At 58.2% G+C, this 24,100-nt stretch carries 26 protein-coding genes; 12 read left to right on the top strand and 14 right to left on the bottom strand.

Annotation, left to right across the window (positions count from 1 at the left end; translation table 11 throughout):
• Nucleotides 1–10 precede the first annotated feature (10 nt).
• Nucleotides 11–1,651 (top strand): peptidoglycan -binding protein, encoded by a 1,641-nt coding sequence (locus FKG95_RS05590; RefSeq protein ID WP_142895352.1) that lies wholly within the window; start codon nucleotides 11–13, stop codon nucleotides 1,649–1,651.
• A gap of 34 nt (nucleotides 1,652–1,685) precedes the next feature.
• On the opposite strand, the gene FKG95_RS05585 is transcribed toward FKG95_RS05590, so the two are convergent.
• Together FKG95_RS05585 and FKG95_RS05580 are read right to left on the bottom strand one after the other, a co-directional pair.
• Nucleotides 1,686–3,590 carry an ABC transporter transmembrane domain-containing protein gene (locus tag FKG95_RS05585; protein ID WP_142895351.1) on the bottom strand — a complete coding sequence of 635 codons (1,905 nt, stop codon included), beginning with the start codon at nucleotides 3,588–3,590 and terminating at the stop codon, nucleotides 1,686–1,688.
• A gap of 195 nt (nucleotides 3,591–3,785) precedes the next feature.
• A complete protein-coding gene (locus FKG95_RS05580) occupies nucleotides 3,786–4,229 on the bottom strand; it encodes a MerR family transcriptional regulator (protein ID WP_142895350.1) in 444 nt (147 codons plus the stop codon).
• Between the two features lie 93 nt (nucleotides 4,230–4,322).
• On the opposite strand from FKG95_RS05580, the gene FKG95_RS05575 reads away from it, so the two are divergent.
• From FKG95_RS05575 to rpmE, 3 genes are all read left to right on the top strand, one after another.
• Nucleotides 4,323–4,943 (top strand): cation efflux transmembrane domain-containing protein, encoded by a 621-nt coding sequence (locus tag FKG95_RS05575; protein ID WP_179953943.1) that lies wholly within the window; start codon nucleotides 4,323–4,325, stop codon nucleotides 4,941–4,943.
• A gap of 156 nt (nucleotides 4,944–5,099) precedes the next feature.
• Entirely contained in the window at nucleotides 5,100–6,107 is a 1,008-nt protein-coding gene (locus FKG95_RS05570) for an aldo/keto reductase (RefSeq protein ID WP_142895348.1), read from the top strand.
• 269 nt (nucleotides 6,108–6,376) lie between these two features.
• A complete protein-coding gene (rpmE, locus tag FKG95_RS05565; protein WP_142895347.1) occupies nucleotides 6,377–6,598 on the top strand; it encodes a 50S ribosomal protein L31 in 222 nt (73 codons plus the stop codon).
• A 250-nt stretch (nucleotides 6,599–6,848) separates the two neighbouring features.
• On the opposite strand, the gene FKG95_RS05560 is transcribed toward rpmE, so the two are convergent.
• Nucleotides 6,849–7,256: a DUF1465 family protein gene (locus FKG95_RS05560; RefSeq protein WP_246116698.1), complete on the bottom strand. Its 408-nt coding sequence runs from the start codon at nucleotides 7,254–7,256 to the stop codon at nucleotides 6,849–6,851.
• 342 nt (nucleotides 7,257–7,598) lie between these two features.
• On the opposite strand from FKG95_RS05560, the gene FKG95_RS05555 reads away from it, so the two are divergent.
• Nucleotides 7,599–8,066, top strand: coding sequence for an Hsp20 family protein (locus FKG95_RS05555; RefSeq protein WP_142895346.1), 468 nt, complete (start codon nucleotides 7,599–7,601; stop codon nucleotides 8,064–8,066).
• Between the two features lie 425 nt (nucleotides 8,067–8,491).
• On the opposite strand, the gene FKG95_RS05550 is transcribed toward FKG95_RS05555, so the two are convergent.
• The 5 genes from FKG95_RS05550 to FKG95_RS05530 all read right to left on the bottom strand — a co-directional run bounded on the left by FKG95_RS05550 (nucleotide 8,492) and on the right by FKG95_RS05530 (nucleotide 12,970).
• Nucleotides 8,492–8,941 (bottom strand): acyl-CoA thioesterase, encoded by a 450-nt coding sequence (locus FKG95_RS05550; RefSeq protein ID WP_142895345.1) that lies wholly within the window; start codon nucleotides 8,939–8,941, stop codon nucleotides 8,492–8,494.
• On the bottom strand, nucleotides 8,941–9,729 hold the full coding sequence (locus FKG95_RS05545) for an alpha/beta fold hydrolase (RefSeq protein WP_142895344.1): 789 nt from the start codon (nucleotides 9,727–9,729) through the stop codon (nucleotides 8,941–8,943). Before FKG95_RS05545 ends, FKG95_RS05550 begins: the two co-directional genes overlap by 1 nt.
• Nucleotides 9,730–9,788: 59 nt before the next feature.
• Nucleotides 9,789–11,084: an O-acetylhomoserine aminocarboxypropyltransferase gene (locus FKG95_RS05540; protein WP_142895343.1), complete on the bottom strand. Its 1,296-nt coding sequence runs from the start codon at nucleotides 11,082–11,084 to the stop codon at nucleotides 9,789–9,791.
• A gap of 649 nt (nucleotides 11,085–11,733) precedes the next feature.
• The gene (locus FKG95_RS05535) at nucleotides 11,734–12,666 is read right to left on the bottom strand and encodes an AEC family transporter (RefSeq protein ID WP_142895342.1); all 933 of its coding nucleotides are present in this window, start codon (nucleotides 12,664–12,666) and stop codon (nucleotides 11,734–11,736) included.
• A gap of 121 nt (nucleotides 12,667–12,787) precedes the next feature.
• Complete coding sequence (locus FKG95_RS05530) at nucleotides 12,788–12,970, bottom strand: DUF1192 domain-containing protein (RefSeq protein WP_142895341.1); 183 nt, start codon at nucleotides 12,968–12,970, stop codon at nucleotides 12,788–12,790.
• Nucleotides 12,971–13,201: 231 nt separating this feature from the next.
• Between FKG95_RS05530 and FKG95_RS05525 the strand changes: the two genes are divergently transcribed.
• From FKG95_RS05525 to FKG95_RS05515, 3 genes are all read left to right on the top strand, one after another.
• Nucleotides 13,202–14,203 carry an NAD(P)H-quinone oxidoreductase gene (locus tag FKG95_RS05525; protein ID WP_218940078.1) on the top strand — a complete coding sequence of 334 codons (1,002 nt, stop codon included), beginning with the start codon at nucleotides 13,202–13,204 and terminating at the stop codon, nucleotides 14,201–14,203.
• Between the two features lie 206 nt (nucleotides 14,204–14,409).
• Nucleotides 14,410–15,018, top strand: a complete 609-nt coding sequence (locus FKG95_RS05520; protein ID WP_142895340.1) for a DUF1013 domain-containing protein — start codon at nucleotides 14,410–14,412, stop codon at nucleotides 15,016–15,018.
• 245 nt (nucleotides 15,019–15,263) lie between these two features.
• Nucleotides 15,264–15,995, top strand: a complete 732-nt coding sequence (locus tag FKG95_RS05515; RefSeq protein WP_142895339.1) for a glycerophosphodiester phosphodiesterase — start codon at nucleotides 15,264–15,266, stop codon at nucleotides 15,993–15,995.
• A gap of 22 nt (nucleotides 15,996–16,017) precedes the next feature.
• Here FKG95_RS05515 and FKG95_RS05510 read toward each other — a convergent pair whose 3' ends face one another.
• Nucleotides 16,018–16,794, bottom strand: coding sequence for an SDR family NAD(P)-dependent oxidoreductase (locus FKG95_RS05510; protein WP_142895338.1), 777 nt, complete (start codon nucleotides 16,792–16,794; stop codon nucleotides 16,018–16,020).
• Nucleotides 16,795–17,311: 517 nt separating this feature from the next.
• Nucleotides 17,312–17,485, bottom strand: a complete 174-nt coding sequence (locus FKG95_RS05505) for a YdcH family protein (RefSeq protein ID WP_142895337.1) — start codon at nucleotides 17,483–17,485, stop codon at nucleotides 17,312–17,314.
• A 109-nt stretch (nucleotides 17,486–17,594) separates the two neighbouring features.
• On the opposite strand from FKG95_RS05505, the gene FKG95_RS05500 reads away from it, so the two are divergent.
• On the top strand, nucleotides 17,595–18,215 hold the full coding sequence (locus tag FKG95_RS05500) for a UbiX family flavin prenyltransferase (RefSeq protein WP_142895336.1): 621 nt from the start codon (nucleotides 17,595–17,597) through the stop codon (nucleotides 18,213–18,215).
• A 9-nt stretch (nucleotides 18,216–18,224) separates the two neighbouring features.
• On the opposite strand, the gene FKG95_RS05495 is transcribed toward FKG95_RS05500, so the two are convergent.
• The gene (locus FKG95_RS05495) at nucleotides 18,225–18,833 is read right to left on the bottom strand and encodes a TIGR02444 family protein (protein ID WP_142895335.1); all 609 of its coding nucleotides are present in this window, start codon (nucleotides 18,831–18,833) and stop codon (nucleotides 18,225–18,227) included.
• Nucleotides 18,820–19,899, bottom strand: a complete 1,080-nt coding sequence (locus FKG95_RS05490) for an ATP-dependent 6-phosphofructokinase (RefSeq protein WP_142895334.1) — start codon at nucleotides 19,897–19,899, stop codon at nucleotides 18,820–18,822. The genes FKG95_RS05495 and FKG95_RS05490 overlap by 14 nt, the downstream gene beginning before the upstream one ends.
• A gap of 225 nt (nucleotides 19,900–20,124) precedes the next feature.
• Here FKG95_RS05490 and FKG95_RS05485 point away from each other — a divergent pair, with 225 nt between their 5' ends.
• Nucleotides 20,125–20,307: a YdcH family protein gene (locus FKG95_RS05485; protein ID WP_246116697.1), complete on the top strand. Its 183-nt coding sequence runs from the start codon at nucleotides 20,125–20,127 to the stop codon at nucleotides 20,305–20,307.
• 145 nt (nucleotides 20,308–20,452) lie between these two features.
• On the opposite strand, the gene FKG95_RS05480 is transcribed toward FKG95_RS05485, so the two are convergent.
• Nucleotides 20,453–21,199 (bottom strand): GGDEF domain-containing protein, encoded by a 747-nt coding sequence (locus FKG95_RS05480; protein WP_142895332.1) that lies wholly within the window; start codon nucleotides 21,197–21,199, stop codon nucleotides 20,453–20,455.
• 263 nt (nucleotides 21,200–21,462) lie between these two features.
• Between FKG95_RS05480 and purE the strand changes: the two genes are divergently transcribed.
• Both purE and FKG95_RS05470 read left to right on the top strand, forming a co-directional pair.
• Nucleotides 21,463–21,963, top strand: coding sequence for a 5-(carboxyamino)imidazole ribonucleotide mutase (gene purE / locus FKG95_RS05475; protein ID WP_142895331.1), 501 nt, complete (start codon nucleotides 21,463–21,465; stop codon nucleotides 21,961–21,963).
• A gap of 106 nt (nucleotides 21,964–22,069) precedes the next feature.
• Nucleotides 22,070–23,170, top strand: a complete 1,101-nt coding sequence (locus FKG95_RS05470) for a 5-(carboxyamino)imidazole ribonucleotide synthase (protein WP_142895330.1) — start codon at nucleotides 22,070–22,072, stop codon at nucleotides 23,168–23,170.
• A gap of 205 nt (nucleotides 23,171–23,375) precedes the next feature.
• Here FKG95_RS05470 and FKG95_RS05465 read toward each other — a convergent pair whose 3' ends face one another.
• Nucleotides 23,376–24,077: a COQ9 family protein gene (locus tag FKG95_RS05465; protein WP_142895329.1), complete on the bottom strand. Its 702-nt coding sequence runs from the start codon at nucleotides 24,075–24,077 to the stop codon at nucleotides 23,376–23,378.
• Between the last annotated feature and the right edge of the window lie 23 nt (nucleotides 24,078–24,100).

Below are 24,100 nucleotides of genomic sequence, written 5' to 3'. Positions count from 1 at the left end.
GACGCGATAGATGTATTCCATTGGCCGAGGCGGCGCACGACGATCGGTGAATATCTGGCCCGGTTTCGTCGACGGCCTGGCCAGCCTGCTGCTGGTCGTCATCTTCGTGCTGATGGTTTTCATGGTCGCACAGTTCTTCCTGAGCGTGGCGCTCAGCGGGCGGGACGCGGCTCTGGTAAAGCTGGAACGGGAAGTGACACAGCTGGCCGAACTGCTCTCGCTTGAGCGGCAGGAAAATACGGATCTCAGAACCCAGTCTTCGGATCTTTCGGCGCAATTGAGCTCCTCCCTGGCCGCCCGCGATACGCTCCAGAACCAACTGGCCGTTTTGAACGACGAACGCGATGGCTTGACGTCACAGCTCGAAGATTCCGTCGCGCGGCGCGACAGCCTGGAAAACCAGCTCGCCGACCTCACCCGCGAATACGACGAAGCCCAGGTCCAGCAAGAGAGCTTAAGCAATCAGCTCGCATCGATCATCGAAGAGCGTGACAGCCTGACAACGGCCCTCTCCGAGCGCGAGACCGAACAAGCGGCTCTGCAGGAAGAAAAGGACGACCTGGCAACCCGCCTCGGCTTGAGCGAAGCGGAAATCGCCAAAAACGCCGAGGATCTGAAAACCGCTTACAGCACGATCGAAGCGGACAAGGAAAAGATCGAAGCTCAGCTCGCGGAACTGGCAGCCCTCCAGAAGCTCCGGGAGGAGGAGCAGGTTAAGGCAGCGGCGGCGCTCGCGGACAAAGAAACGGAGCTCGCAGAGGCCTTTAAGTCGATCGAGGCGGACAAGGAAACCATCGAAGCGCAATTGGCCGAGCTGGCTCTCTTGAAACGCCTGCGCGAGGAAGAAACCGCCCTGGCCAAGACCCAGCTGGAAGAGGCTTACACAACCATCGAGGCCGATCGCGAGACGATCGAGACCCAGCTCGCGGAACTTGCGTTGCTGCAGCAGATGCGCGACGAACTGACCGCCGGACTGGCAACCGCCGATGAAGCGGCAGCCGCTCAGGAAGAACTCACGGCACAGGCACAGGCGGAAGTCATCCTGTTGAACCGCCAGATCGCAGCCCTCCGCCAGCAACTGGCCCGGATCGCCGTGACTCTGGAAGCGACGGAAGCCAAGAACCTGGAGCAGGAAGTCCAGATCGCAGATCTGGGCAGCCGCCTTAACGTCGCGCTGGCCAGCAAGGTTCAGGAACTGGCCCGCTATCGCTCTGAGTTCTTTGGCCGTCTGCGCGAAGTTCTGGGCAACCGCCGCGACGTCCGCGTGGTGGGTGACCGATTCGTCTTCCAGTCCGAAGTTCTCTTCGCCAGTGGTGCGGCCGAACTGGAAGACGCCGGCAAAGGGCAGCTTGCCAGCCTGGCCACGACCCTGCGCGAAATCTCGCGCAACATTCCCCCGGAGGTCGATTGGGTGCTGCGGGTCGACGGTCATACGGACCGGGCACCGATCAACACCTTCGCCTTCCCCTCGAACTGGGAGCTCTCGACCGCGCGCGCCATTTCCGTGGTTAAATTCCTGAACGCACAGGGTATTCCGGCGAACCGCCTGGCCGCTACCGGCTTTGGTGAATTCCAGCCCATCGATGAGGGCAACGACGAGATTGCCTACCGCCGCAACCGCCGTATCGAGCTCAAGCTCACACAGCGCTAGGCAACGCCAGGCCAATGAGCCATGACGGGTGGCTCTAAGTTCCGGCTGATTTCTGCAAACCGTTGAACATCTCGGCTTCACCGAACTGCAGCTCCGCCAGACGGGCGTAAAGCCCGCCCTGACGGATCAGGTCCTCATGGGTGCCGCTGGCCACGACCCGCCCCTCGTCCAGAACCAGGATCCGGTCCGCCTTCAACACCGTCGCCAAACGGTGGGCAATCACCAAGGTGGTCCGGTCGGACATTAAGCGCTCGACAGCCTGCTGAACGGCTCGTTCACTCTCGGCGTCGAGGGCGCTGGTCGCTTCATCCAACAGCAGCACGGCAGGATCGCGCAAAATCGCCCGGGCGATGGCCAGACGCTGGCGCTGACCGCCGGAAAGGCGAACACCGCGCTCGCCCAGGAAAGTATCGAAGCCGTCCGGAAGCTGGTCGAGAAAATCCTTGGCGGCCGCCGCCTCTGCCGCCTGAAGCACTTCCTCGTCGCTGGCGTCAGGCCGCCCATAGCGGATATTCTCCCAGGCGTTCGCCGAGAAGATGACCGGTTCCTGAGGCACCAGCCCGATCCGGCTGCGCAGTTCCAGCGGATCCGCTTTGGTGAGCGCAACGCCATCAAGATGGATTGCACCTGCTTGCGGATCGTAAAAACGCATCAAGAGCTGAAAGATCGTGGTCTTGCCCGCGCCCGACGGGCCGACGATCGCAATCTTCTCCCCCGCCTTAACGGTCAGATCAAGCCCGTGCAAAGCCGCGTCGTCAGGACGGGCGGGGTAGTGGAACAACACCTTGTCGAAGGAGATGTCGCCCCGCGCCGGCGAAGGCAGGGTTTGGGCGACGACCGGTGCCGCGATGTCGGTCTTTGTCGCAAGAAGATCGAACAGCCGTTCCGTCGCTCCGGCCGCCCGCTGAAGATCACCGATCACCTCGCTGATGGCACCAACGGACCCCGCGACCACGATCGCATAAAATACAAAAGACGAGAGCTCACCGGGTGTAATCCGGCCATCGATCACGTCGCGGCCGCCGATCCACAGGATCGCACTGACCGCTCCGAAGACCAGCAGGATCACCACCGCCGTCAACATCGCGCGGGCCCGGATCCTTGAAACCGCCGTCACGAAGGCATCCTCGGCTCGGCCGCCAAAGCGTGTGCGGTCGACAGACTCATGACTGAAAGCCTGAACCGTGCGGATCGCCCCCAGGGCTTCGTCCGCATAGGAGCCCAAATCGGCAACCCGGTCCTGGCTGTCGCGGCTCAGGCGCCGCACTTTACGCCCGTAGATGATGATCGGCAGAATTACGATCGGGACGACGAGGAACACCATACCGGTGAGCTTAGCACTGGTGACGATCAGCAGAACCGAACCGCCGACGAAGAGCAAGAAATTGCGGAGCGCGACAGAGACTGATGAGCCAACGACCATCTGCAGCAGAGTAGTATCGGTCGTCAAACGTGAGAGCACCTCGCCGGTGCGCGTGATTTCAAAATACGCCGGTGACAGCGTGATCAGATGATTGAAAACCGCCTTGCGGATATCCGCCACAACGCGCTCACCGATCCAGGATACGAGATAAAAGCGCGAGTAACTGGCCGCCGCCAGAAGCACCACGACTCCTAAAAGAACCATGACCGCCTGATCGAGCAGCGCCGCATTCTCCTGCGCGAAACCGTCATCGACCAGCGTGCGCAAGCCGAAACCAAGGCCAAGCACGGTGGAGGCAGCAATGATCAAGGCAATCATGGCGCCACCGACCTGGAGCTTATAGGGGCTCACAAATTTCCAGAGCCGGACCAGGTGCGAGAGTTCTTTGCTCGACGGACGGTCAATAGACTTGGGGTCGCCGGAATTTGACCCGACTTGATTTGATCCGGCCGGATTTTTGCCCGCTTCAGATGGAAGGCTGGTACTGCTTTGCTCTGACGGGCGCGATCGCATCATCGGCGGAATACTTCTTTCACAAAAAAACGGATTTGGCGGAAACCAACACTTCTGACGGAAACAGCGCCAGCAGGCTTTCTCCTTATCGCGTGGCTATCCCTTGTGCAATTGCAAGGGTTAAGTCAAGCGCCTTCGACGCGACATGGTGTCCTGCAACAGCGGGTATCGAGCGGGCTCCAAGTCCGTGATCACGGCTCAGTGCTTGGGCGACAGGCATTGGCTGTGCGCGAGATCAGCCAGCGTATCGATCACCCGGCAATCCCCAACCTTCCCGCCCTGACAGGCATGAACCATCCGCTCCAGTTCGGCTTTCAACGACTCTAGCCGCTCAATTCTGCGGTTCACCTCATCGAGGTGTCTTTGCGCGATCGCGTTGACTTCGGCGCAGGGCTGTTCCGGGTGATCGGCCAGGTTCAGCAGTTGCCGGATCTCGGCCTGCGAAAAACCCAGCTCACGGCTGTGCCGGATAAAGGCCAGGCGCGACAGATGCTGCTGTCCATAGACGCGCTGGTTGCCCGCCGAGCGTCCCGGTTCCGGCAATAAACCGATCTGTTCGTAGTAGCGAATCGTAGGGATTTTGCAGCCGGTTTCGCGCGAAAGCCGGCCGATGGTAAAGCTCTGCGGACTTTTTCCAGGCACTGTTTTTTTCTCTTGAAGCTATAGCTACTAGAGACATTAGGTTGTCATGCAAGTGGAAATCAAGGAAAGCTGCGAAGCAATAGGAGTTTGTTGGTGGCGGGTTGCTGTGGGAACGACACGAAATTCGACGGTGCCTCCTTGGCCTTCAAGCGAACTCTGATCGCCGTGATTGCAATCAACGGCACCATGTTCATCACCGAGATCATCGCGGGTATTGCCGCCGGGTCCCAGGCCCTTCTGGCAGACGCACTCGACTTCCTGGGCGATACCGCAACTTACGGCCTAAGCCTGGCCGTCATCGGAATGCCGCTCATCGTCCGGGCGCGGGCCGCGCTCATCAAAGGCATCTCCCTCGCGGTCATGGGCCTATGGGTCTTCGGCTCCACCCTCTATCATGCCCTTTCGACCTCGACCCCACAGGCTGAAATCATGGGCGCCGTCGGCTTCCTCGCCCTGGTTGCAAACCTGGCTTCGGTCCTGCTGCTCCTGAAATACCGCGACGGCGACGCAAACGTACGCTCCGTCTGGCTCTGCAGCCGGAATGACGCCATCGGCAATGTCGCCGTCATCCTGGCAGCCAGCGGTGTCTGGGCGAGCCAGACAGCCTGGCCGGATCTTGTCGTTGCAGGCCTGATGGCAAGCCTCTTCCTCTGGTCTTCGCTGCAAATCATCCGGCAGGCCCGCGCCGAAACACTGCAAGCCCAGCCCGCATAACCTGACTCGCATGACTGGAGTCAAGTAAGGCATCCGGCTGGCGCGTATCAGCAATGCGGAGCTCCACATTGCGGTCAGGCCTGCTCCTGTGACAGAGTCCCAAAGGAAAAAATCGGGTGCCCTGCCTGGGCAAAAGACGGGAAGAAGACAGCGGATATGGAATATCGGAACCTGGGCCACAGTGGCCTGAAAGTGACCAAACTCTGCCTTGGCACCATGATGTTCGGCGGTCGAAGCGACGAAGCCGCCTCGAAGGAAATCATCGCTCATGGCCGTGACCAGGGCATCAATTTCATCGACACGGCAGACGTCTACAACGCTGGAGAATCAGAACGTATCGTTGGACGCGCCCTGACCGGCGATAGGGACTGGTGGGTGCTGGCGACCAAGGCCGCCAACGTCATGGGCGAAGGCCCGAACCGGCGCGGGCTCAGCCGTCGCTGGCTGATCCAGGCGCTGGAAGACAGTCTGACCCGGCTCGGCACCGATTACGTCGACATTCTTTATCTTCATAAAGAGGACCTCACGACGCCTCTGGAAGAGACCGTGCGGGCGGTCGGCGATCTCATCACGCAGGGGAAGACCCGCTATTTCGGCGTCAGCAACTACCGCAGCTGGCGTATCGCCGAGATCAGCCGCCTCTGCGACAGCTATGGCATTCCGCGACCGGTGGTCAGCCAACCCCTCTACAACGCCCTGAACCGGACGGTGGAGACCGAGCATCTGCCCGCCTGCAATCACTATGGCCTTGGTGTGTTTCCCTACAGTCCGCTGGCCCGAGGCATCCTGACCGGCAAATACGACCCGGACGAAGCCCCCTCCAGCACGTCGCGCGCGGGACAGAAGGACAAACGGATCATGGAAACCGAGTGGCGGCGCGAGTCGCTGGTCCTGGCCCGGACGATCAAGGAACATGCCCAAGCACGGGGGATCACAGCCGGCCAGTTCGCCTTGGCATGGCTCTTCAACAACCGGATGATTACCGGCGCCGTCGCAGGCCCCAGAACCCTGGACCAGTGGAAGGAAAACCTGGGGGCTCTGGATTACAGCTTCACGGCGGAGGACGAGGCCCTCATCAATGATCTGGTTGTGACCGGACACGCTTCGACCCCAGGCTATAACGATCCCGCCTACCCCATTGAGGGCCGTGTGCCCTTGAGCTGACCTCTTCGAAGAGCAGCTTGGGCGAGCAGCGTTGGCGGGCAGCGTTGGCGGGCAGCGCGGATTTCTTAACCATAACGCGGATAAAGTGCGGGAATCGGCCGCTACAGGTCCGATTGTGCCGGGTTCGCACCGCGCAGAGACCCCTTGATTTCCGTGGATGCGTGCCGCCGGAAAGAGCCTGCGCGGAAAAGTACCTGATGAAGGCGCAGGAGGGCTTGCGTCGGCGCTATAGCTCGGTTATATACGCGGCCTTCAAGAGGATCAGGACGATGAAACAAGACATCCACCCCGAATACCACGAGATCACGGTTCAGATGACCGATGGCAGCGAGTTCAAGACGCGCTCGACCTACGGTAAAGCAGGTGACACCCTGCGCCTGGATATCGACCCCAAAACGCACCCGGCATGGACCGGCGAGCATCGCCTGGTCGACTCCGGTGGTCAGGTTGCCAAGTTCAACAAGCGCTTTGCCGGTCTCGGCATCAAGTAAGACCCCGCTCTTACCGGTGCTTTGCGCGGTGTACTGAGAAACGAGCGATCAATTCTCAAAACAGCCGCCAACCCAATGGGCTCCTCTCGGGGCCCATTTGCGTTTGTGATTTCAGCGAAAGCAATTTGCGTTTAAACAGACACAAAATCTGCTGCCTCTCGATCAGCAAATTGCTGATCTCGAACGCAGATTTTGAGATGCACTGATTCAAGAAAAACGTAATTTGCTATAGAAGCCAGCTTTAAAAGCGTCAGGCCACACTGTCGAGCATCGAGTCCAGGCGGGCCACGCGTTGGTAGAGCCGATGACTGCGGTCGAGCAGTTCGACCAGTTTCGGCTGCAACACCACTTCGTCCAGACAACCGTTAGTGTCACAGACCTCCTGGCCTGACAGCCGGTGCTCAGCAGAAGCCGCATCAGCGCGGGAAATCTCACCGGCATGAACCGCCTTTTGGATCAGGAGCCACGCCATAATCTGGGTGAGGCGCGCCGTCAGCCTCATGGTTTCGCTGCTCGCCCATAGTTGCGCCTCGGGCGTCATCTTGGCGCGCTCCGCCCTATCGTGATGGGTCAGATAGTCCCTCGCCTCACGCATCAAGGTCATCGCCTCGTCGTAGGTCGAATCAAAAAACGCTACAGGTGTGGACGAACTGCTCAAAATCAGACTTACCCAGATTCCGGCCTCAAAAAGTGATGACAGGCAACCGCGATGCAGCCGCCGACCGGGGCGGAAAGTCTATCAAGATCCGCCTTAACAATTGGTTGGTTCCGGCGTTTACCAGATTCATACAAGATATCATGATTTTCAATGACTTAATAACAAGCATCGCTCGATCTAAAAAAATAATACCCCCCTCTTGAAGCCGATTTCCCGCCCGACTATATCCAGAATGTCACCAGGCAATGCCTCAGAGAGGGTTGCAAAAGGTGACAAACACAGGGTCGGACCATGGTGGTAGGCCCGAATAATTAACCATGTTGCTCATAGGAGGATATGGCAATGCGTAGTTACGATCTTTCCCCCCTTTACCGTGCGACCGTCGGTTTTGACCGGATGATGAATCTGTTGGATTCCGCAGCCCGGGTCGATGAGTCCGCACCGAGCTACCCGCCTTACAACATTGAGAAAATCAGCGATGATGCCTATCGGATTTCCATGGCTGTCGCAGGTTTCGCGGAAGACGAGCTCGATATCACCGTAACCCAGAATTCGCTGGTCGTTTCCGGCAAAAAGGACAAAGTTGCCGACAAGGACGCGAAGTTCCTGCATCAGGGCATCGCGAACCGCAGTTTTCAGCGCAGCTTTGAGCTCGCCGACCATATCAGGATCGCAGGCGCCGCTCTCCAAAACGGTCTCCTACACATCGAACTGGTCCGCGAGGTGCCCGAAGCTATGAAACCCCGCAGCATCAAAATCGAAGCCACGGCGCCAAAGGCCGCCAAGGTGATCGAAGACAAAGCTGCGTAACCTCGCATATCCCCGCAAGTCTTAAGACTTGCAAGTAAGCGAAAAAGAAAAGCCGGGCGGAAGAGATTCCGTCCGGCTTAAGTCGACAGGGGAGGATATTTGCATAGGTAAAAGGCCCGGTTCCTTCGCGCGTTCGCGTGAAAGAGCTTCACGGCTTTCTGCGCGGAAATCCACAGCGATCACTACGTGCGATCTTGCCGATTTCGAATGGACCTCTCTGGTACCCGTGTGATCTTGTGTCTGGTAACACGTTTTGTCTGAACAGAGCATCAATTCATATGTAAACATATATAATTGTAATATCGTTTGTAAACATATATTTTTAACCACAACACACAGTCATCGAAGATTTCGGCTAAGTTATTGATTAAACTATTTTTTTTGAGAATTTTTTTTGAAAAAATTCCCCGAGAAACGCCGAAGCTTCAAGTTTCCAGAGCTTCCAGCGCACTCCTTAGAGGGCCAGGGATCTCGACGGGTTTCATACTGGCACGGTCGACAAAAACGTGAACGAAGCGGCCCTCGGCCGAGGCTTCTTCCTCAGGCCTGGCATCGGGCGTGTTTTTGAAAAGACCGATCTCGTAGGTGACGCTCCGCCCGCCCAACCTGGAGACCCGCAGCCCCGCCTCGATGACGTCGGGAAAGGTAAAGGAAGCCCGATAGCTGCAGGAGGATTCCGCACACACACCTATGACGTTCCCCCGATGAATATCGAGCCCGCCCCGTTCGATCAGATAGGTGTTTATCACCGTATCGAAGTAGGCGTAGTAGACGACATTGTTCACATGACCGTAAATGTCGTTATCCATCCAGCGTGTGGGGATCCTCAGGAAATGCGGATAGCCGGCACGGATCTCCCCGGGAGGACGCGGCATTACAAGAAGACCTTTAGCGCCGCCAGAGTATCATCGGGTTTTTCCAGCATCATCATGTGTCCGGATCCCTCGATCGCCGCGATCCGCGCACCGGCAATCTTCGACGCCAGCGCCGATCCGGCCTTAAAAGGCGTCATCTTATCGGCCCGCCCCAGGATCAGCAGGGTATCACAGGTCACCTTGTCGGCAGCCGCCTCCCCGCCTTTATAGGCACTGCAGGCGGCGAGATCGTTGTGCAGCACACCCGGCGCCGCGCGCTCCAGCAAGCGCACGCCACCGCCCAGCATCCAGAGGCCAGGGGTGGTATTTCCACCGACATGACCTGTATCACCGTGCGCCCAGGAGGTGACGAGATCCACGGCGAGATGATCATTGGCCTTGGCGGCATCCAGAAGCGCCGGATGAACCGGCATGCTCGCCGCCACCCCGAGCAGGGCGATCGCTCTGGCCCGTCCGGGGTGCCGCGCGGCGAATTCAAGCGCCGAGATTGCCCCCATGGAGTGACCGACCACCGCCGCCGTTTCGACTGCAGCCGCATCAAGCAACTGAGGCAGCCAGTCGGCGATCGCTTCTATCGACGCCAGGGCTGTTCCGCCGGAAAGCCCATGCCCGGGAAGATCGACCGCAAGAACCGACCGGCCGTGATGAGCAAAGTACCGTGACTGCAGCGACCAGACCGTCCGATCCATCCCGGCCCCATGGAGAAAAACGATCGTTGGCAGGCTAGGATCGAAGTCCTTTCCCCCTGTCGCCACGAAGATGCTGTTGCCACCGACTGTCAGTTTCATAAGGACGCCCCGCTTATCCCGGCTAGAAGAACGGCTGAATTGTTTTCAGGCTCGACAGATCAAACTTTCTGAGATGCCCGGAGAGCCTGATTGAGATCATCGACAATGTCATCTGCATCTTCCAGACCGACAGACAGACGCACCATGTCCTCACCCACGCCTGCTGCCTCAAGCTGTTGCCGCGTCATCTGTTGATGCGTCGTCGAAGCCGGATGAATGACCAGCGTCTTCGCATCGCCCACATTGGCAAGATGGGATGCCAGCGAACAGCTCTCGATAAAGCGCGCGCCAGCGGACCGGCCCCCCTTGATGCCGAAGCTGATGATCGAGCCGGCACCTTTGGGCAGCCGCTCTTTGGCCAATGCAAAATCCGGATGACTCTCGAGACTCGGGTGGATGACCCAGCTCACGGCTTCATGCCCTTCCAGGAACTGCGCAAGCTTTTCGGTGTTCGAGACATGGCGCTCCATGCGCAGCGGCAGGGTTTCGATTCCCTGCAGGATGTAAAAAGCGTTTTGCGGCGACAGCACCGCCCCGAAATCCCGTAAGCCTTCTGCGCGGGCGCGCATGGAAAAGGCCGCCGGGCCGTATTCCTCGGCGAAGTTGATCCCGTGATATCCGGCGTAGGGTTCACTGAGAGTGGGAAACTTTCCGCTCGCTGCCCAATCGAAACGGCCGCCATCGACGACGATGCCGCCGAGCGCCAGACCGTGCCCTCCAAGCCATTTGGTCAGGGAGTGCATCACAATGTCAGCGCCATACTCAATCGGGCGGCAAAGATAGGGCGACGCGAAGGTATTATCGACCATCAACGGCAGGCCCACGTCATGCGCCACGCTGGCCACCGCCTCAATGTCCAGAACCTCCAGGCCCGGATTGCCCAAGGTTTCCGCATAGACCAGTCGGGTATCCTCGGTGATCGCGGCGCGCATCGCATCGACGTCGCGCGGATTGACGAAACTGGCCGTGATTCCGAACCGCGGCAAGCTGTGCACGAACATATTGACTGAACCGCCGTAAAGCGACGACGACGCCACGATGTGTCCGCCCTGGCCCATCAGGGTAATGATGCCGAGATGAAGCGCCGCTTGCCCGGACGCCGTCGCCACTGCACCAACACCGCCTTCCAGAGCGGCAACCCGCTCTTCCAGAACCGAGACGGTCGGATTCGAAATCCGGCTGTAGATATGCCCGGGGCGTTCCAGGTTGAACAAAGACGCCGCGTGCTCGGTATCCTGGAATACAAACGAAGATGTCTGATAGATCGGAACCGCCCGCGCGCCCGTCGCCGCGTCAGGCCTCTGCCCAGCGTGCAACGATAGCGTGTCGAACTTCAGGAACTTTGCATCAACCATCGTATGCCCCGCAAAAGTGCAACCAAGCCCATGAATACACAACGATCCCACAATTCCTGGAGATCCTTGTGTAACAGGGCCATCTCTAAACGGAGACTACACGAGATTTCAATGTGTTCTCAACGGCCATCAATCCAATATGGTAGGAAAATTCGGTGGCGGGAGAAACAATCAGAGGTCCGGAAAAAAGAGAGGGCCTTCGACCCTTATCTTGGATCGTGGCCCTCATCTTATTATACCATACCCTGTCAACTTGCCTTGGCAGGGACCTTAAGCAGGCCGAATGAGCCGGTCAAGCGCGGATTTATTAACGTCAGAAGTGATGGATGAGAAAGGGATTGTAACACTATGTTAACAATAGTGTTCAACTAATCCGTGCTGCAAAAGAAAACCGCCGGACAAGCCGGCGGCAAGTTTACAGGGAGGCATTACAAGGAACGGAAAACTTCCGAACAACGGTGAAAGGACAAAAGATCCTCTCCAACCGTTATGTAGAGAATACCGCGCCTCTACTAAGAAATGGTTAACACGCTTACGAATTTCAATTCCGACGCAGTTTCTTATTGCCGGGATTTGCGTTCGACTTCGAATCCGAATTATCGAGACTGATCCGGAGCAAAAACCGCGTTAGGAACAATTCCAGATATTTTTACGCGAAATACGCGAGTAAAATCGACACGGTGACAAGGGAAAGGCCGGTTGAAATCAAAATGGCAGACGCTGCCCGTGCGGTGTAAATTCCGTAGTGTTCGGCCATGATGAAGACGTTCACGCCAACCGGGAGAGCAGCCGTCACGACGGCAACCGCGGCCCAGACCGGATCCAGATCGAAGACGAAAAAAACCAGCACAGCGGTCACGATCGGATGGATGACGAGCTTGAAAACAACAAGCGCCGCGCACTGCCGCAAATCGCCGCCCAGTTGGTAGCCGACGAGCGAAGCCCCCAGAGCGAAGAGCGCACAAGGCGCGGCCGCACCACTCAGCAGCTCAACAAAGCGGTCGACCGAGACGGGCAGCGCGAGGCCGCTTGCCCCATAGAGCTGCCCCGCGAGAAGCGCGACGATGATCGGGTTCTTGAAAATCGCGAAGAAGATCAGCTTGAGTTTTTGAGCCGGTGATGCCGCCGTCCCTCGCCCCAATTCCACGGCCAGAGATACCAGCGGCATGATAATGGGGGAATGAAAAGCGATGATCAGTGTAAGAGCCAGCAACCCCTCTTCGCCAAAGACTCCGAAAATCAGCGGCAGGCCGAGCAGCACGGTGTTGGAGAATATCGCGCCCATTCCCATGATCGCGCCCTCCTCGATGCTGGCGCCAAAGGCCTGGCGCGAGAAGAGCCAGGCCATGGCAAAATTGATCGCCAGCGCAGAGAAGTAGGCAAAGACAATGGAGAAATCGAAGCCGGATTCCGGCCCCCCATTCGCCATGGTCCGGAACAACAGAGCGGGAATTGCAAGATAGAAGACAAAAGTAGTCAGTCCCTTGACCGCCTCTTGCGGCATGAAACGGCTGCGCCCGGCCAGGTAGCCGCAGAGCACCAGGCCGAAGACCGGCAGAACGGTGTTGATCGCCGTTTCCATTTTTTCGTTACGGTTCCTAAGAGCGCGCTTCAGGTCCTAAGGGCGCGCAGGGAGGGGGAGAAAACGATATCTTCTGTCGTGCGGACATGGCATTCGGAAGGACGCAGGAGACTCAGGGCAACTAGCTCTTAAACAGGGAGTCGACCTCCGAGCGATGGCTTTTCTTGGTCGCAACTTCAGCGTCGATCCGTGCGATCTCCGCCTCCAAAGACTTGCGATACTCGGCAAGTTCATCAAGGCCCATGACGCTCAGATCCTTTAACTTGGGTTGCTTTTTCCTCGGCTCTAAATCTTCCAGTTCCATTGAGACGCCTCCCGCTGTTCACTTGCCTTTGGTTACAGGCTGCGACTAAATTGCGGCGCAGTCCAGAGTCCAATCTCTTACTTTAATGGCTACATTCCTGTTAGGGAACGCTGCCCGTCGCGCGCTTGGGACATATCGGATGTGCGAATTGTACGTAGGAACAACATCCTAGATCAGAACGTCGAATGTCTGATTTAGGAAACGACTCCAACCCCTTGAACGAGGCCTCGAATGACCGGTTCCCTCCCATCGACAATGACGGCAATTGAAATCAAAGAACCTGGTGCACCGGATGTTCTGGTTCCTTGCGAACGTCCAATGCCCGAGCCCGGCGCGGGCGACGTCCTGATTAAGGTCGCGGCAGCAGGCGTCAACCGGCCGGATGTGCTGCAGCGGACCGGCGGGTACCCGCCGCCGCCCGGCGCCTCGGACATCCCGGGCCTGGAGATAAGCGGCGAGGTCGTCAGCCTCGGTGAGGATGTCACGAACCTCAAGCTGGGAGATCAGGTCACAGCCCTGGTGGCAGGCGGTGGCTACGCGGAATACTGCGTTGCACCTGCCCCACAGTGTTTGCCCGTGCCCACAGGATTCAGCGCGATACAGGCCGCCGCCCTGCCTGAGACCTTTTTTACGGTCTGGACCAACGTTTTTGACCGTGGTGCCCTGAAAGCCGGCGAAGCACTTCTCATCCACGGAGGGTCCTCGGGGATTGGAACAACCGCCATCCAGTTGGCTGCGGCCATGGGCGCGCGGGTCTTAGCAACGGCGGGTTCCGCTGAAAAGTGCAAGGCCTGTGAGGATTTGGGCGCGGAGCGGGCTATCAACTACCGGGAAGAAGACTTCGTCGAAGTCGCCAAGAACCTGACCGGCGGCAAGGGCGTAAACGTGGTGCTCGACATGGTTGGCGGCAGCTACGTCCAGCGCAATATTTCGGCCCTCGCCCCGGATGGACGCCTTTGTTACATCGCCTTTCTTGGCGGACCCAAGGCTGAGGTCAATCTCGCGCCGGTCATGATGAAGCGGATCACGATCTCCGGCTCGACACTGCGGGCCCGCAGTGTCGAATTCAAGGCGGAAATCGCGCAGAATCTGAAGAAAACAGTCTGGCCTCTGCTGGAATCAGGTAAGATAGCGCCGGTGATTCACCAGACATTTCCACTGCGCGAAGCAAACAAAGCCCACGAAATGATGGAATCGAGCGCTCACATTGGAAAAATCGTGCTCACGGTCTGACATCCGACAGAGCTTTAGCTGTAATTTTGTGCAATAGCCGGGTCATTAAGTCTTTTTCCCGCTTGGCTGGAGCCTATATTCAGGGTATCCCACAGTTTCCGATCCGCGCGCAGCCGCATTTGTGGCGCGACGGCGGACGACCCAAACACGCGCAGCCCTGGTTGACGGTTCAGGAGAGCCACGATCCGGGCAGACGAGGAGAGAAAATGTCTCAGCCACTTATGCCAAAAGCGACCGCCGTCTGGTTGGTCGAAAACACCTCTCTCGAATTCGAGCAGATTGCCGAATTCTGCGGTTTGCATCGCCTGGAAGTTCAGGGCATCGCAGACGATGAGGTTGCCGTTGGCATCCAGGGCATCGACCCGATTGCCAACAGCCAGTTGACCCAGGCTGAAATCGACCGCTGCCAGGCCGATCCGACCGCCCGGCTGAAGCTCCTGAAACTCGACCTGCCTCAGCCCTCCAAACGCACCAAGGGCCCGCGCTATACGCCGGTTGCCAAGCGTCACGATAAGCCCGATGGGATCGCCTGGGTTCTGCGCCATCATCCGGAACTCAAGGATTCCCAGATTTCCAAGCTGATCGGCACCACCAAGACAACTATTCAGTCCATCCGCGACCGTTCACACTGGAACATGGCCAACATCCGTCCCCGGGATCCTGTGTTGCTCGGACTCTGCAGTCAGGTAGATCTGAATGCCGCGGTCGAAAAAGCTCGCAAAGCCGCAGAAAAGGCCGGCATCGCCATTCCCGCGCCGCAGTTCGAGGAAGAGGCACCCTCTCCGCTGGCAGGCTTTGGTCTTAGCAACGACTGATCCGCTCTAAGGTTTCTGCTGACCAGCGACAAAACAGCGGAGCTATAAGAAAAACACTCCGGACAGAGTCTTGGCCGGGGTGTTTTTTATGCCCGCGCAATTTTATAAAGCGGTAATTGAAGCCGGCTCGTCCCGAGAGCGGAACCTTGCATTGCAGGGCTGCACGCGGCGCAGTTGCTCCAGGCTCAAAAAAACCCTATGCCTGAAGCGATGACTTCCCGCAGAGACAGGTCCCGGCAGTTTTCATGAAACCAGTCAAAACGGTCTGCCACCGCGGTGCCAATAAAGTGGCGCCCGAGAACACCTTCGCAGCGGCTCAGGCGGCGCTCGCGCTGGGTGGCGACATTATCGAGCTGGATGTCCGGCAAAGTGCCGATGGCGTGCTTTACGTCATGCACGACAAACTGGTCGACCGAACCACGGACGCCTTTGGCCCGATCGCCGACATGACGTCATTTGAAGTCGACAACCTCGACGCCGGGATCGGCTTTGATCTTGTCTTTGCCGGCGAAGAGGTTCCGCGCCTCGAGCATTACCTCAATGCCTTCAAAAAGCGTGCCGGGTTTTACGTCGAGATAAAACACGCTGATTGCGAAGCTGTGGCGGCCCTTCTGAAGCGCCTGGACGTCACCGAGCAGTGTTTCACCTTTTCTTTCGATCCGGAGATGCGGGCTGCTATCCAAGATGCTGCGCCGGAACTCCGGAAAATGGTGAACTGGTCGGTGACCGACGACCCGGCGGAAGCACAGCGCAACCACCACGCATCGATCTACGAAACTCAAATGGATGCCCTGTCGCGGGATCTGGTTGACCGCACCCACGACCTGGGTATGGAGATCATGGTCTACTACGAAGGCGATTCCTGCGCCGACTTCCAGCGGATGATCGAACTCGGCATCGACTACATCAACCTGGACGAACTGGAGCTCTTTCAATCCGTCCAGGCGGAAATGCTGGGCCGCGACCGCTCCTGGTAGAAGCCGCGCGCCGCCACGCCTCTTATTCCGGAGCCGGCATGGTGTAGTTCAGTGCCAGGCGTCCGCCATCGGCGTAGATCGTTTGACCGGTGACGTAGCTTGAATCATCGCTGGCGAGGAAAACAGCGACCTTGGCGATCTCCTCCGGCTCGCCGACCCGTCCCAGGGGCGTCCGCATCATGATCTTGCTCATGGCTTCCTTGTTGTCGGCGACCGCTTTTAAGACATCGGTCATGATGGAACCGGGACCGATGCCGTTCACCCGGATACCTTTGTCCGCAAGTGAGATCGACATGGTCTTGGTCAGTTGGTTCACGCCGCCTTTGGCAACCACGTAGGGCGTGATGCTCGGAATCGCCATGACGGCATTCACCGACGACATATTGATAATGGTGCCCCCGCCCCCTTGGGCCACCATCTGGCGCGCGGCGGCTTGCCCGGTCAGGAAAACGCCTTTGAGGTTCACCCGCAGAACCCGGTCGAAGTCTTCTTCCTCCAGCTCCAGGAAGTCACAGGCGTGTACGATGCCGGCGTTAGCGACGACGCAATCCAGGCGACCGAAAGCAGCGACGCTACCTGCAATCAAGGCCTCTACCTGAGCCTTGTCGCCAACGTCGCAGGCGATAAAGATGGCATCGGCGCCGGTCTCCTGGAGCGCCTCAGCGGCCTGTTCGCCTTTTTCAACGGAGACATCGGACAACACCACCTTGGCCCCTTCGGATGCAAGGCGCTGGGCACAGGCGAGGCCAATTCCGGCAGCGGCACCGGTGACGATGGCCACCTTGTCTTTTAAACGCATAGTTCCAACCCTTCGGATAACCGAGCCGTTTCGGCGGCCCGGAAAATTCATCAGCGACGGCAAGAGCGTCAATGGTCGCAAAGGCCAAGTCAGCCTTGTCACTCACGCTCAAAAACGTGATCCGGCCTAGCTTTTACAGTCAGTTCAGATACGCGAGGACGATTCATCGCCTGCGGCGATTCCATCTAAATTTGATCTGAGCTCTCGAACAGAATGCGCAGTATCTTTCCAGGATGACGCTTGGGCAAGCCCTGTGGCGTCGCCAAGGCGACCAGGGCCGTGACGGCGGTCTGAGCAATTCACCGGCTGTAAAGCGGTCGCGCTTGCGCGCGCAGCCTTGAATTTCTGCCGGGCGCAATCAACCAGATATGAAAAAGACGGCAGGCTGTGCAACAGCTATAGAGAAACGCCCTTTGGCGTGCTCTCCAAAAAAACCTGCGTTTTGAACCATAGCGGAAGGCCGGGGCTAAAGTCGCTGAACCCGACGCGACGCAATCAACTTGTTCCGAATCCGGCGTCAGTGCGGATGCGTCATCATATCGTTGATTTCGTCCTTGATCCTGAGCTTTTCGCGTTTAAGTTCGTGAAGGCGGGTATCGTCGGGGTGAGGCCTTTGGTTTTCTTCGACAATTTCCCGATCCAGAGAAGCATGCTTACCTTGAAGAGATACAATCCGTTCAGACGCTGGCATACGTAATCTCCTAATTTACGATGTACAGCTATGCTAAACCTCCCTGAGCCAGAATGCAAAGCCGCAAGGGTAAATCCGGCATGAGAAACAAGAAGAATCGAGAGACCAAATGACGCATCCGGACCGCCTCATTATCGGGATCAGCGGCGCCAGTGGCGTGATCTACGGCATACGCCTTTTGGAATGCCTGAAGTCTCTCCCGATCGAGACCCATCTCGTGATGAGCAAGTCGGCTGAAATCACGCTGGCCTACGAAACGGATTTGAAGGTCGCGCAGGTTCAAGCCCTCGCGGATGTCTTCCACCCGGTCGCGGATATCGGTGCATCCATCTCAAGCGGCTCCTTCAAAACCTTAGGGATGGTGATCGCGCCCTGCTCGATCCGTTCCATGTCGGAAATCGCGAGCGGGGTCACCTCCACCCTCTTGACCCGGGCCGCGGACGTGGCGCTCAAGGAGCGGCGGCGCCTGGTGTTGATGCTGCGCGAAACGCCGCTCCACACCGGACATCTCAGGAACCTCGTGGCGCTCTCCGAAATGGGCGCTGTTGTTGCCCCACCGGTCCCGGCTTTCTACACCAATCCGCAAAGCGTTGATGACATCGTCGAGCATTCCGTCGGGCGGGTGTTGGACCTCTTCAACATCGACAGCGGAAAGATCAAACGCTGGGGCGAAGATGCCCCGGACGGCACCGCCGCAATTCGGGCGCCGAAACGCCGAAAACGCAGTTAGACTATTCCGTCAGACCAGGGTCCAGACGGCTTCCAGGGGCGCGAGAGAAGGAAAAGCGCCCCGCAGGACCGCCGCGAGATCGGCTGTGACGGCTGAGTCGCAATCCACACTGAGCAGTTTGACATAAGTCTTGAGATTTTCGGCGGCGATCTTCACTGACGCTTCACCGGGTTCCAACGGCAGGCATTCATGAAGCATGCGCTGCTGTACGGCCTCGGACTCCAGCTCCGCCGATTTGAGCTGATTGAGCAGGGTGTCACTGGCTCCTTCGAATGCACCATGCATCCCGAGCATCCGCCTCAGGCTGCGCAGGGGCTCGATGATCTCCGTCCGCCAGGGTTTCACCGCTGCAATCAAGTCTTCCAGTTCAGCCGGTTTGAGTGGACGGCCGGCTGCACCTGCCCAACAGCAGAACAGCAGCAGATTAACATCCAGGCCTTTCGAATCCTGAAGCGCCAGACAGGCAGGCGCGGTGCCGTCTCGTCCGTAAACCGCAAGAGAAAAGACCCAGAAGGGGTTCTCTTCGGCGCGTCCTGCGCGCTTGCCGTCACCGCTCTCGGTTTCCCGCGGCTCAACAACCGTCTGAGCCGCCTCTCTTTTTGACTTAGGTGTCGCCAAAGCAGATCCCCACCCCCCTGGCGGTCTTCACCAGGCTGCCCTGCGGATCGACCGCGTTGTATCCCGCTATTGCCTCGGAGATGGGAATGGCGGTCACCTCACGCTCGGACCAGGCCACCATGTGGTCGAATTTACCTTCTTCGATCAGATCGACAGCATGTACGCCGAAAGCCGTTCCCATGAGCCGGTCGGTAGCCGTTGGCGAACCGCCGCGTTGAACGTGCCCCAGGACCGTCACCCGGGTTTCGGCACCCGTCGCCTCCGCGATCCGCCCGGCAATGTAGTGGCCGACTCCGCCATAGTTTTTAGCGCCGCCGGGTTGGTACTGCGTCACCGCCTCGCCGCTTTCAGTGGTGACCGCTTCTGCAACGACCACGAGCGCAAAATTGCGTCCGGCAACTCTCAGTGCTGCGATCTTGCGCGCGACGCTCTCGATCTGATAGCCGATCTCGGGAATGAGGATGACGTCCGCGCCACCGGCAATTCCGGCGCTCAAGGCAATGTGGCCGGCATCCCGTCCCATTACCTCCAAGATCATGACTCTGGAGTGGCTGGCGGCAGTCGGCTGCAGATTATCAAGGGCATCGGTCGCCACCCGCACAGCGGTATCGTAGCCGACCGAAACCTCTGTATGACCCAGGTCGTTATCGATCGTCTTTGGGATTCCGACCAGGTTTAATCCGCCTTGTTGGGCCAGACGTCGCAGGATGGCCATGCTGCCATCACCACCAATTCCGATCAGGGCATCCAGTTCGAGCTCGCGATACGCCGCGATAATCTCCTCAGACCGGTCGATTCGGCCACCATCTTGCGTCGGATAATCGAAGGGATTTCCACTGTTCGTGGTGCCCAGGAAAGTTCCCCCGCGCCGGAGCAAATCACCCTCGAAACGGCTGATTTCCAGCTTTTCCGCATCGATGGGCCGCGCGAGGAGACCTGCGGTTCCTTGCCGGATTCCGAAGACTTCCCAACCGTATCCTGCAACCGCCCGCTGGGTCACAGCCCGCACAACCGCATTGAGACCCGCACAGTCTCCTCCGCTGGTTAGAACAGCAATTCGCTTCATTTCAACCGATGACTCTGGCTATTTCAAAGGCTTAGCTATCCGATTCTCGCGTAAAATCATCACTAACGCAAACGGCACGGCAAAAATCCACCGGGAAAGCGCGAAGTCTGATGCAAATTTGGACAATTCCTGTGCTAAACTCTGTCCGTAAGGCCCAATGTCGGGTTATTATTTTTGGGCGTTTTACCACTCGTGACACTCATGGAAGACACTAATCGAGAGAAAATGAGGCAGCAGCTTTCACAGCTTCTGGAAGAGCATCGCGACCTCGACGATGTCATCGCAAGAATCCACGAACAGGCGCCCTTTGATCAGCTCCAGCTCCAGCGCATGAAAAAGCGCAAGCTGATGCTGAAGGATTTGATCCTGAAACTCGAGAGTGAACTGCTTCCCGATATCATCGCCTGATCTTCGGCCCGGTCCCCTTCAGCGCCTCTCCCCTTGTGAACAGAATCGGCCAGAGGCCGCATGTGGATTGACGACTGTACGGGGCGGCCGGACGAAAAATTCAAGTATCGGAAAAGACGACCAGCATCTTCCTGCAGCAACAGCTTTAACCCTGCTGTCCCGCGGTGCTGCGCTTTTGCTCGTACATAGCTCTGTCCGCGGCGTTCAGCGCGTCGTCTATCTGTTCCTCGCCCGCGAAGGTGTGCACGCCGTAGGAAACCGAGATATCCAGCTCGATGCCTTCCCAGATCACGGGCTCATCCTGAACATCCTTTGCCAGATGGGCCGCCTTCTCCATGGCAATTTCCGTCGTGGCCTGGGCCAGGACCACGCCGAACTCGTCGCCACCCAAGCGGCCGACGATGTCCGAGGATCTGACGTTTTCCAGAAGACTGGATGCAATGTGCTTCAATGCGGCATCGCCGGCGCCGTGACCATGGCTGTCGTTAACCTGTTTCATGCCGTTCACGTCGAAAAACAGAACGCTGCCGGGAGATCCATAGCGCTCGGCGAAGGACATCATCCGGCCAAGCTCGCGAACAAAAGCCCGCCGATTGAGCACTGGCGCCAGGCTATCCTGGTCCGCCAGTTCTTCCAGATAACCGATCCGCTTTTGCGCCCGCTCAAGCTCCTGGCGCATGTTCACGACTTCCGTCAGAAGCTTCTCAAACGCAGCTTTAACCTTTGGCGTCAGTTCCGATTCCGGAATGCCCATGATCGTCGTCACGTCGATCGGTTGATCTGCCGCCCGGCGTGTCTGCGCCATCGCCTCGGTCTTTACGGCCGGAGACGCGCCCGAAATAGCGGACGCACCAGGCACGTAAGAGGAGGACGTGTTGTTTCTGACTTTCATAGTCGCCTTTTACTTTGAACGGCCGGATCTTTGTTCCGGTCCTCTCAATACACAATTAATCTATCACGAAAGTTAATATCGAGTGGTAAAGCCGCCGAAAAAACTGAAAATTCCGCGCGTTGCGCTATCGATTTCCTTTAACCCTTAAGCCTCAACAGAACCTCGGCTCAGTGACGTTTACGCCGTAATCTCACCGCGCTTGCGTCACTGCGACCTTGTAACAATAATGCGGCCTCTTTTAGGCAAAAATAATTGGCAAACAAATGAATTCGGACACACAACCGCACGTCGGCATCATTATGGGAAGCCAATCTGATTGGCCGACGATGGCCCATGCCGCAAAGGTTCTCGAGGTCCTCGAGATTCCTTTTGAAAAGCGGATCGTATCGGCTCACCGGACACCGGAGCGCATGATCGATTACGCCCGCACGGCGCGCGAACGCGGTTTGAAGGTAATTATCGCAGGTGCAGGCGGCGCCGCACACCTTCCCGGAATGGTTGCTTCCATGACAGCGCTGCCGGTCCTGGGTGTTCCCGTCGAGAGCAAAGCCCTCAGCGGCCAGGACAGCCTGCTCTCGATCGTCCAGATGCCGGGCGGCATTCCGGTCGGTACCCTGGCAATCGGTAAAGCCGGTGCCACGAACGCAGGCTTGCTCGCAGCATCGATCCTTGCACTGAATGCCCCTGATATTGCCGCCGCGCTCGACGCCTGGCGGCAACAGCAAAGCGACGCCGTCGCAGAGAGCCCGCGCGACGAAGGCTGACGCACAAAGGCTTTATTCGCGTGATCGATCATCTGATCACACTTGTTATCGATACAACAACCAGCGACCAATGCTCTGCCGTGCGGCAAGCCCCTGAGGTAAGATTATGAGTGACAGTCCAAACCTCCCCCTGCCGCCGGGCGCAACGATTGGGATGCTTGGCGGCGGTCAGCTTGGCCGGATGGTGGCGCTCTCGGCCGCCGCGCTGGGCTATAAAGTTCACGTTTTCAGCCCTGAAACATACGGCCCTGCGTCACAGGTGACCTCTTTGAACACAGTGGCGGACTACGACGACTGGTCCGCGCTCGAGGATTTTGCGGCTTCCGTCGAGGTCGTGACCTACGAATTTGAAAACGTCCCCTCTGAAACCGCTGAATTCCTTGCCAAGCGTTGTCCGGTCCGGCCTGGTCCGAATGTGCTGCACATCTGTCAGAACCGCCTGCGGGAAAAGGAGTTCTGCAATTCCATCGACGTACCCACGACCCGCTACGCTCCGGTGCAGAATGCTGAGACACTGTCTCAAGTGATCGGCGAATTTGGTCTCCCCGCGATCCTGAAAACGGCGGAATTCGGATACGACGGCAAGGGTCAGGTCTTTATCTCCCCAGGCGATGATATCGCCGCCGCCTGGGAAAGTATGTCCGGGGGAAAGCAAACGCTGGCCGCGGTCCTGGAGGCCGTCGTCGACTTCCGGATGGAAATCTCGGTCATCATCGCCCGCGGCGGGGATCAGTCCTGCGAATGCTATGTTCCTGTCGAGAACCGCCACAAGAACCACATTCTCGATGAAACCCATGCGCCGGCCGGAATCACCAGCGAGCTTGCTGAGAGAGCCGAAACCATCGCGCGCCGCCTGGCGGACGCCATGGATCTTCAGGGTATGCTGGCCATCGAGATGTTTGTCACCAGCGACGACCAGATCCTGGTGAACGAGATGGCACCCCGGCCACACAACTCAGGTCATTGGACCATGGACGCCTGCGTGACCTCTCAGTTCGAGCAATTCATGCGCGCCGTCGCGGGTTTGCCGCTTGGCTCGCCCGAGCGCCACTCCAACGCCGTCATGAAAAACCTGATTGGAGACGACGCAGCGGACTGGAAGGCGATCCTGTCGGATCCCGGCGCCAAACTTCACCTCTACGGCAAGGCCGAAGCCCGCCCCGGCCGCAAGATGGGCCATGTGAACAGGCTGTTGCCGAAAGCCTAGTGTGATGTTTCTGAAGTTCGCCGCATAATATGCGGTGAATTTTAGAGACTGAATCACACTAGATTCAATGAGGTAGTGTCCCGTTCAATCTGAAATTCAATGAAGTGAATTTCAGATTCGGGATACTAGCCTCCGGAAAACTTTTGCGGTCTCCCCGTGCCTGAACTGGATGTCCAGGCTCACGACGGGAGCCCAATGAAAGCAATCAACTGCCTGGCCGCGCGCCGCCACCCATGCGCCGGGCACCGAATCCGCGCGCCCTCAATCCACCGCCCTGGCCGAGCCGTTTTCCACGGTCCAACAGCTTTTCGGGCAGGCTTAGAGCCCCGCTCATCACCTTACCGAAGCGTCCTCCGACCTTCAGCACCTCACTGATCCGCCGCTCGAGGAAAGCCCAGGTGTCGCTGTAACCCTCGGAACGGTCGTTCAGCCAGAACAAGAGCGTTGAGGAGTAGACGCCCGCCAACAGGAGCCGCTTGCTGTAGAAATTATAGTCTGTGGCACGGTCGCCCGCTGCGAACCACATGGCATCGACAGTCCGGTAGAGACATGTCAGACCGAGCTGGGCATTTTGGGGCATGGCGAGATAGGTCAGACCACGCCGGATTCCCTCACGATGCGGCTCCAGGAGTTCCAGGCGCAAGCGAACGGCGCTCGCGATCCGTTCACGAACCTTCATCTCAGGGAGATCCCTCGCCTCGAGGCCAACCATCATTTGTTGGTCTATGTGCGCGCTAAAGGCTTCAATGAGGTCGGCAACGCCGCCAGGAAAGAGATTTTGAACATCAAAGGGTTCAAGCCCGAGATCTCGCGCGCCGGCCTGGATCGACTTGAGGCTCCAACCGTCAAACGCGATATGCGGCAGTGTCGCTTCCAGCAGCTCAATGCGGGCTTTATCCGTGGTCATTACTAAAATCCTTCTTCCTTGGC

The organism is Denitrobaculum tricleocarpae, assembly GCF_007004665.1.
GTDB classification, from domain to species: domain Bacteria; phylum Pseudomonadota; class Alphaproteobacteria; order Kiloniellales; family Kiloniellaceae; genus Denitrobaculum; species Denitrobaculum tricleocarpae.
Note: the sequence above shows the minus strand (reverse complement) of the source record. Positions and strands in the feature narration are given on the sequence as shown.

What these genes read in the sequence shown, in the direction of transcription:
- FKG95_RS05590 (WP_142895352.1), top strand. Translation starts at nt 11, where the DNA reads ATGTATTCCATTGGCCGAGGCGGCGCACGACGATCGGTGAATATCTGG.
- FKG95_RS05585 (WP_142895351.1), bottom strand. Translation starts at nt 3,590, where the DNA reads ATGATGCGATCGCGCCCGTCAGAGCAAAGCAGTACCAGCCTTCCATCT.
- FKG95_RS05570 (WP_142895348.1), top strand. Translation starts at nt 5,100, where the DNA reads ATGGAATATCGGAACCTGGGCCACAGTGGCCTGAAAGTGACCAAACTC.
- rpmE (WP_142895347.1), top strand. Translation starts at nt 6,377, where the DNA reads ATGAAACAAGACATCCACCCCGAATACCACGAGATCACGGTTCAGATG.
- FKG95_RS05555 (WP_142895346.1), top strand. Translation starts at nt 7,599, where the DNA reads ATGCGTAGTTACGATCTTTCCCCCCTTTACCGTGCGACCGTCGGTTTT.
- FKG95_RS05550 (WP_142895345.1), bottom strand. Translation starts at nt 8,941, where the DNA reads ATGCCGCGTCCTCCCGGGGAGATCCGTGCCGGCTATCCGCATTTCCTG.
- FKG95_RS05545 (WP_142895344.1), bottom strand. Translation starts at nt 9,729, where the DNA reads ATGAAACTGACAGTCGGTGGCAACAGCATCTTCGTGGCGACAGGGGGA.
- FKG95_RS05540 (WP_142895343.1), bottom strand. Translation starts at nt 11,084, where the DNA reads ATGGTTGATGCAAAGTTCCTGAAGTTCGACACGCTATCGTTGCACGCT.
- FKG95_RS05535 (WP_142895342.1), bottom strand. Translation starts at nt 12,666, where the DNA reads ATGGAAACGGCGATCAACACCGTTCTGCCGGTCTTCGGCCTGGTGCTC.
- FKG95_RS05530 (WP_142895341.1), bottom strand. Translation starts at nt 12,970, where the DNA reads ATGGAACTGGAAGATTTAGAGCCGAGGAAAAAGCAACCCAAGTTAAAG.
- FKG95_RS05525 (WP_218940078.1), top strand. Translation starts at nt 13,202, where the DNA reads ATGACCGGTTCCCTCCCATCGACAATGACGGCAATTGAAATCAAAGAA.
- FKG95_RS05520 (WP_142895340.1), top strand. Translation starts at nt 14,410, where the DNA reads ATGTCTCAGCCACTTATGCCAAAAGCGACCGCCGTCTGGTTGGTCGAA.
- FKG95_RS05515 (WP_142895339.1), top strand. Translation starts at nt 15,264, where the DNA reads ATGAAACCAGTCAAAACGGTCTGCCACCGCGGTGCCAATAAAGTGGCG.
- FKG95_RS05510 (WP_142895338.1), bottom strand. Translation starts at nt 16,794, where the DNA reads ATGCGTTTAAAAGACAAGGTGGCCATCGTCACCGGTGCCGCTGCCGGA.
- FKG95_RS05505 (WP_142895337.1), bottom strand. Translation starts at nt 17,485, where the DNA reads ATGCCAGCGTCTGAACGGATTGTATCTCTTCAAGGTAAGCATGCTTCT.
- FKG95_RS05500 (WP_142895336.1), top strand. Translation starts at nt 17,595, where the DNA reads ATGACGCATCCGGACCGCCTCATTATCGGGATCAGCGGCGCCAGTGGC.
- FKG95_RS05490 (WP_142895334.1), bottom strand. Translation starts at nt 19,899, where the DNA reads ATGAAGCGAATTGCTGTTCTAACCAGCGGAGGAGACTGTGCGGGTCTC.
- FKG95_RS05485 (WP_246116697.1), top strand. Translation starts at nt 20,125, where the DNA reads ATGAGGCAGCAGCTTTCACAGCTTCTGGAAGAGCATCGCGACCTCGAC.
- FKG95_RS05480 (WP_142895332.1), bottom strand. Translation starts at nt 21,199, where the DNA reads ATGAAAGTCAGAAACAACACGTCCTCCTCTTACGTGCCTGGTGCGTCC.
- purE (WP_142895331.1), top strand. Translation starts at nt 21,463, where the DNA reads ATGAATTCGGACACACAACCGCACGTCGGCATCATTATGGGAAGCCAA.
- FKG95_RS05470 (WP_142895330.1), top strand. Translation starts at nt 22,070, where the DNA reads ATGAGTGACAGTCCAAACCTCCCCCTGCCGCCGGGCGCAACGATTGGG.
- FKG95_RS05465 (WP_142895329.1), bottom strand. Translation starts at nt 24,077, where the DNA reads ATGACCACGGATAAAGCCCGCATTGAGCTGCTGGAAGCGACACTGCCG.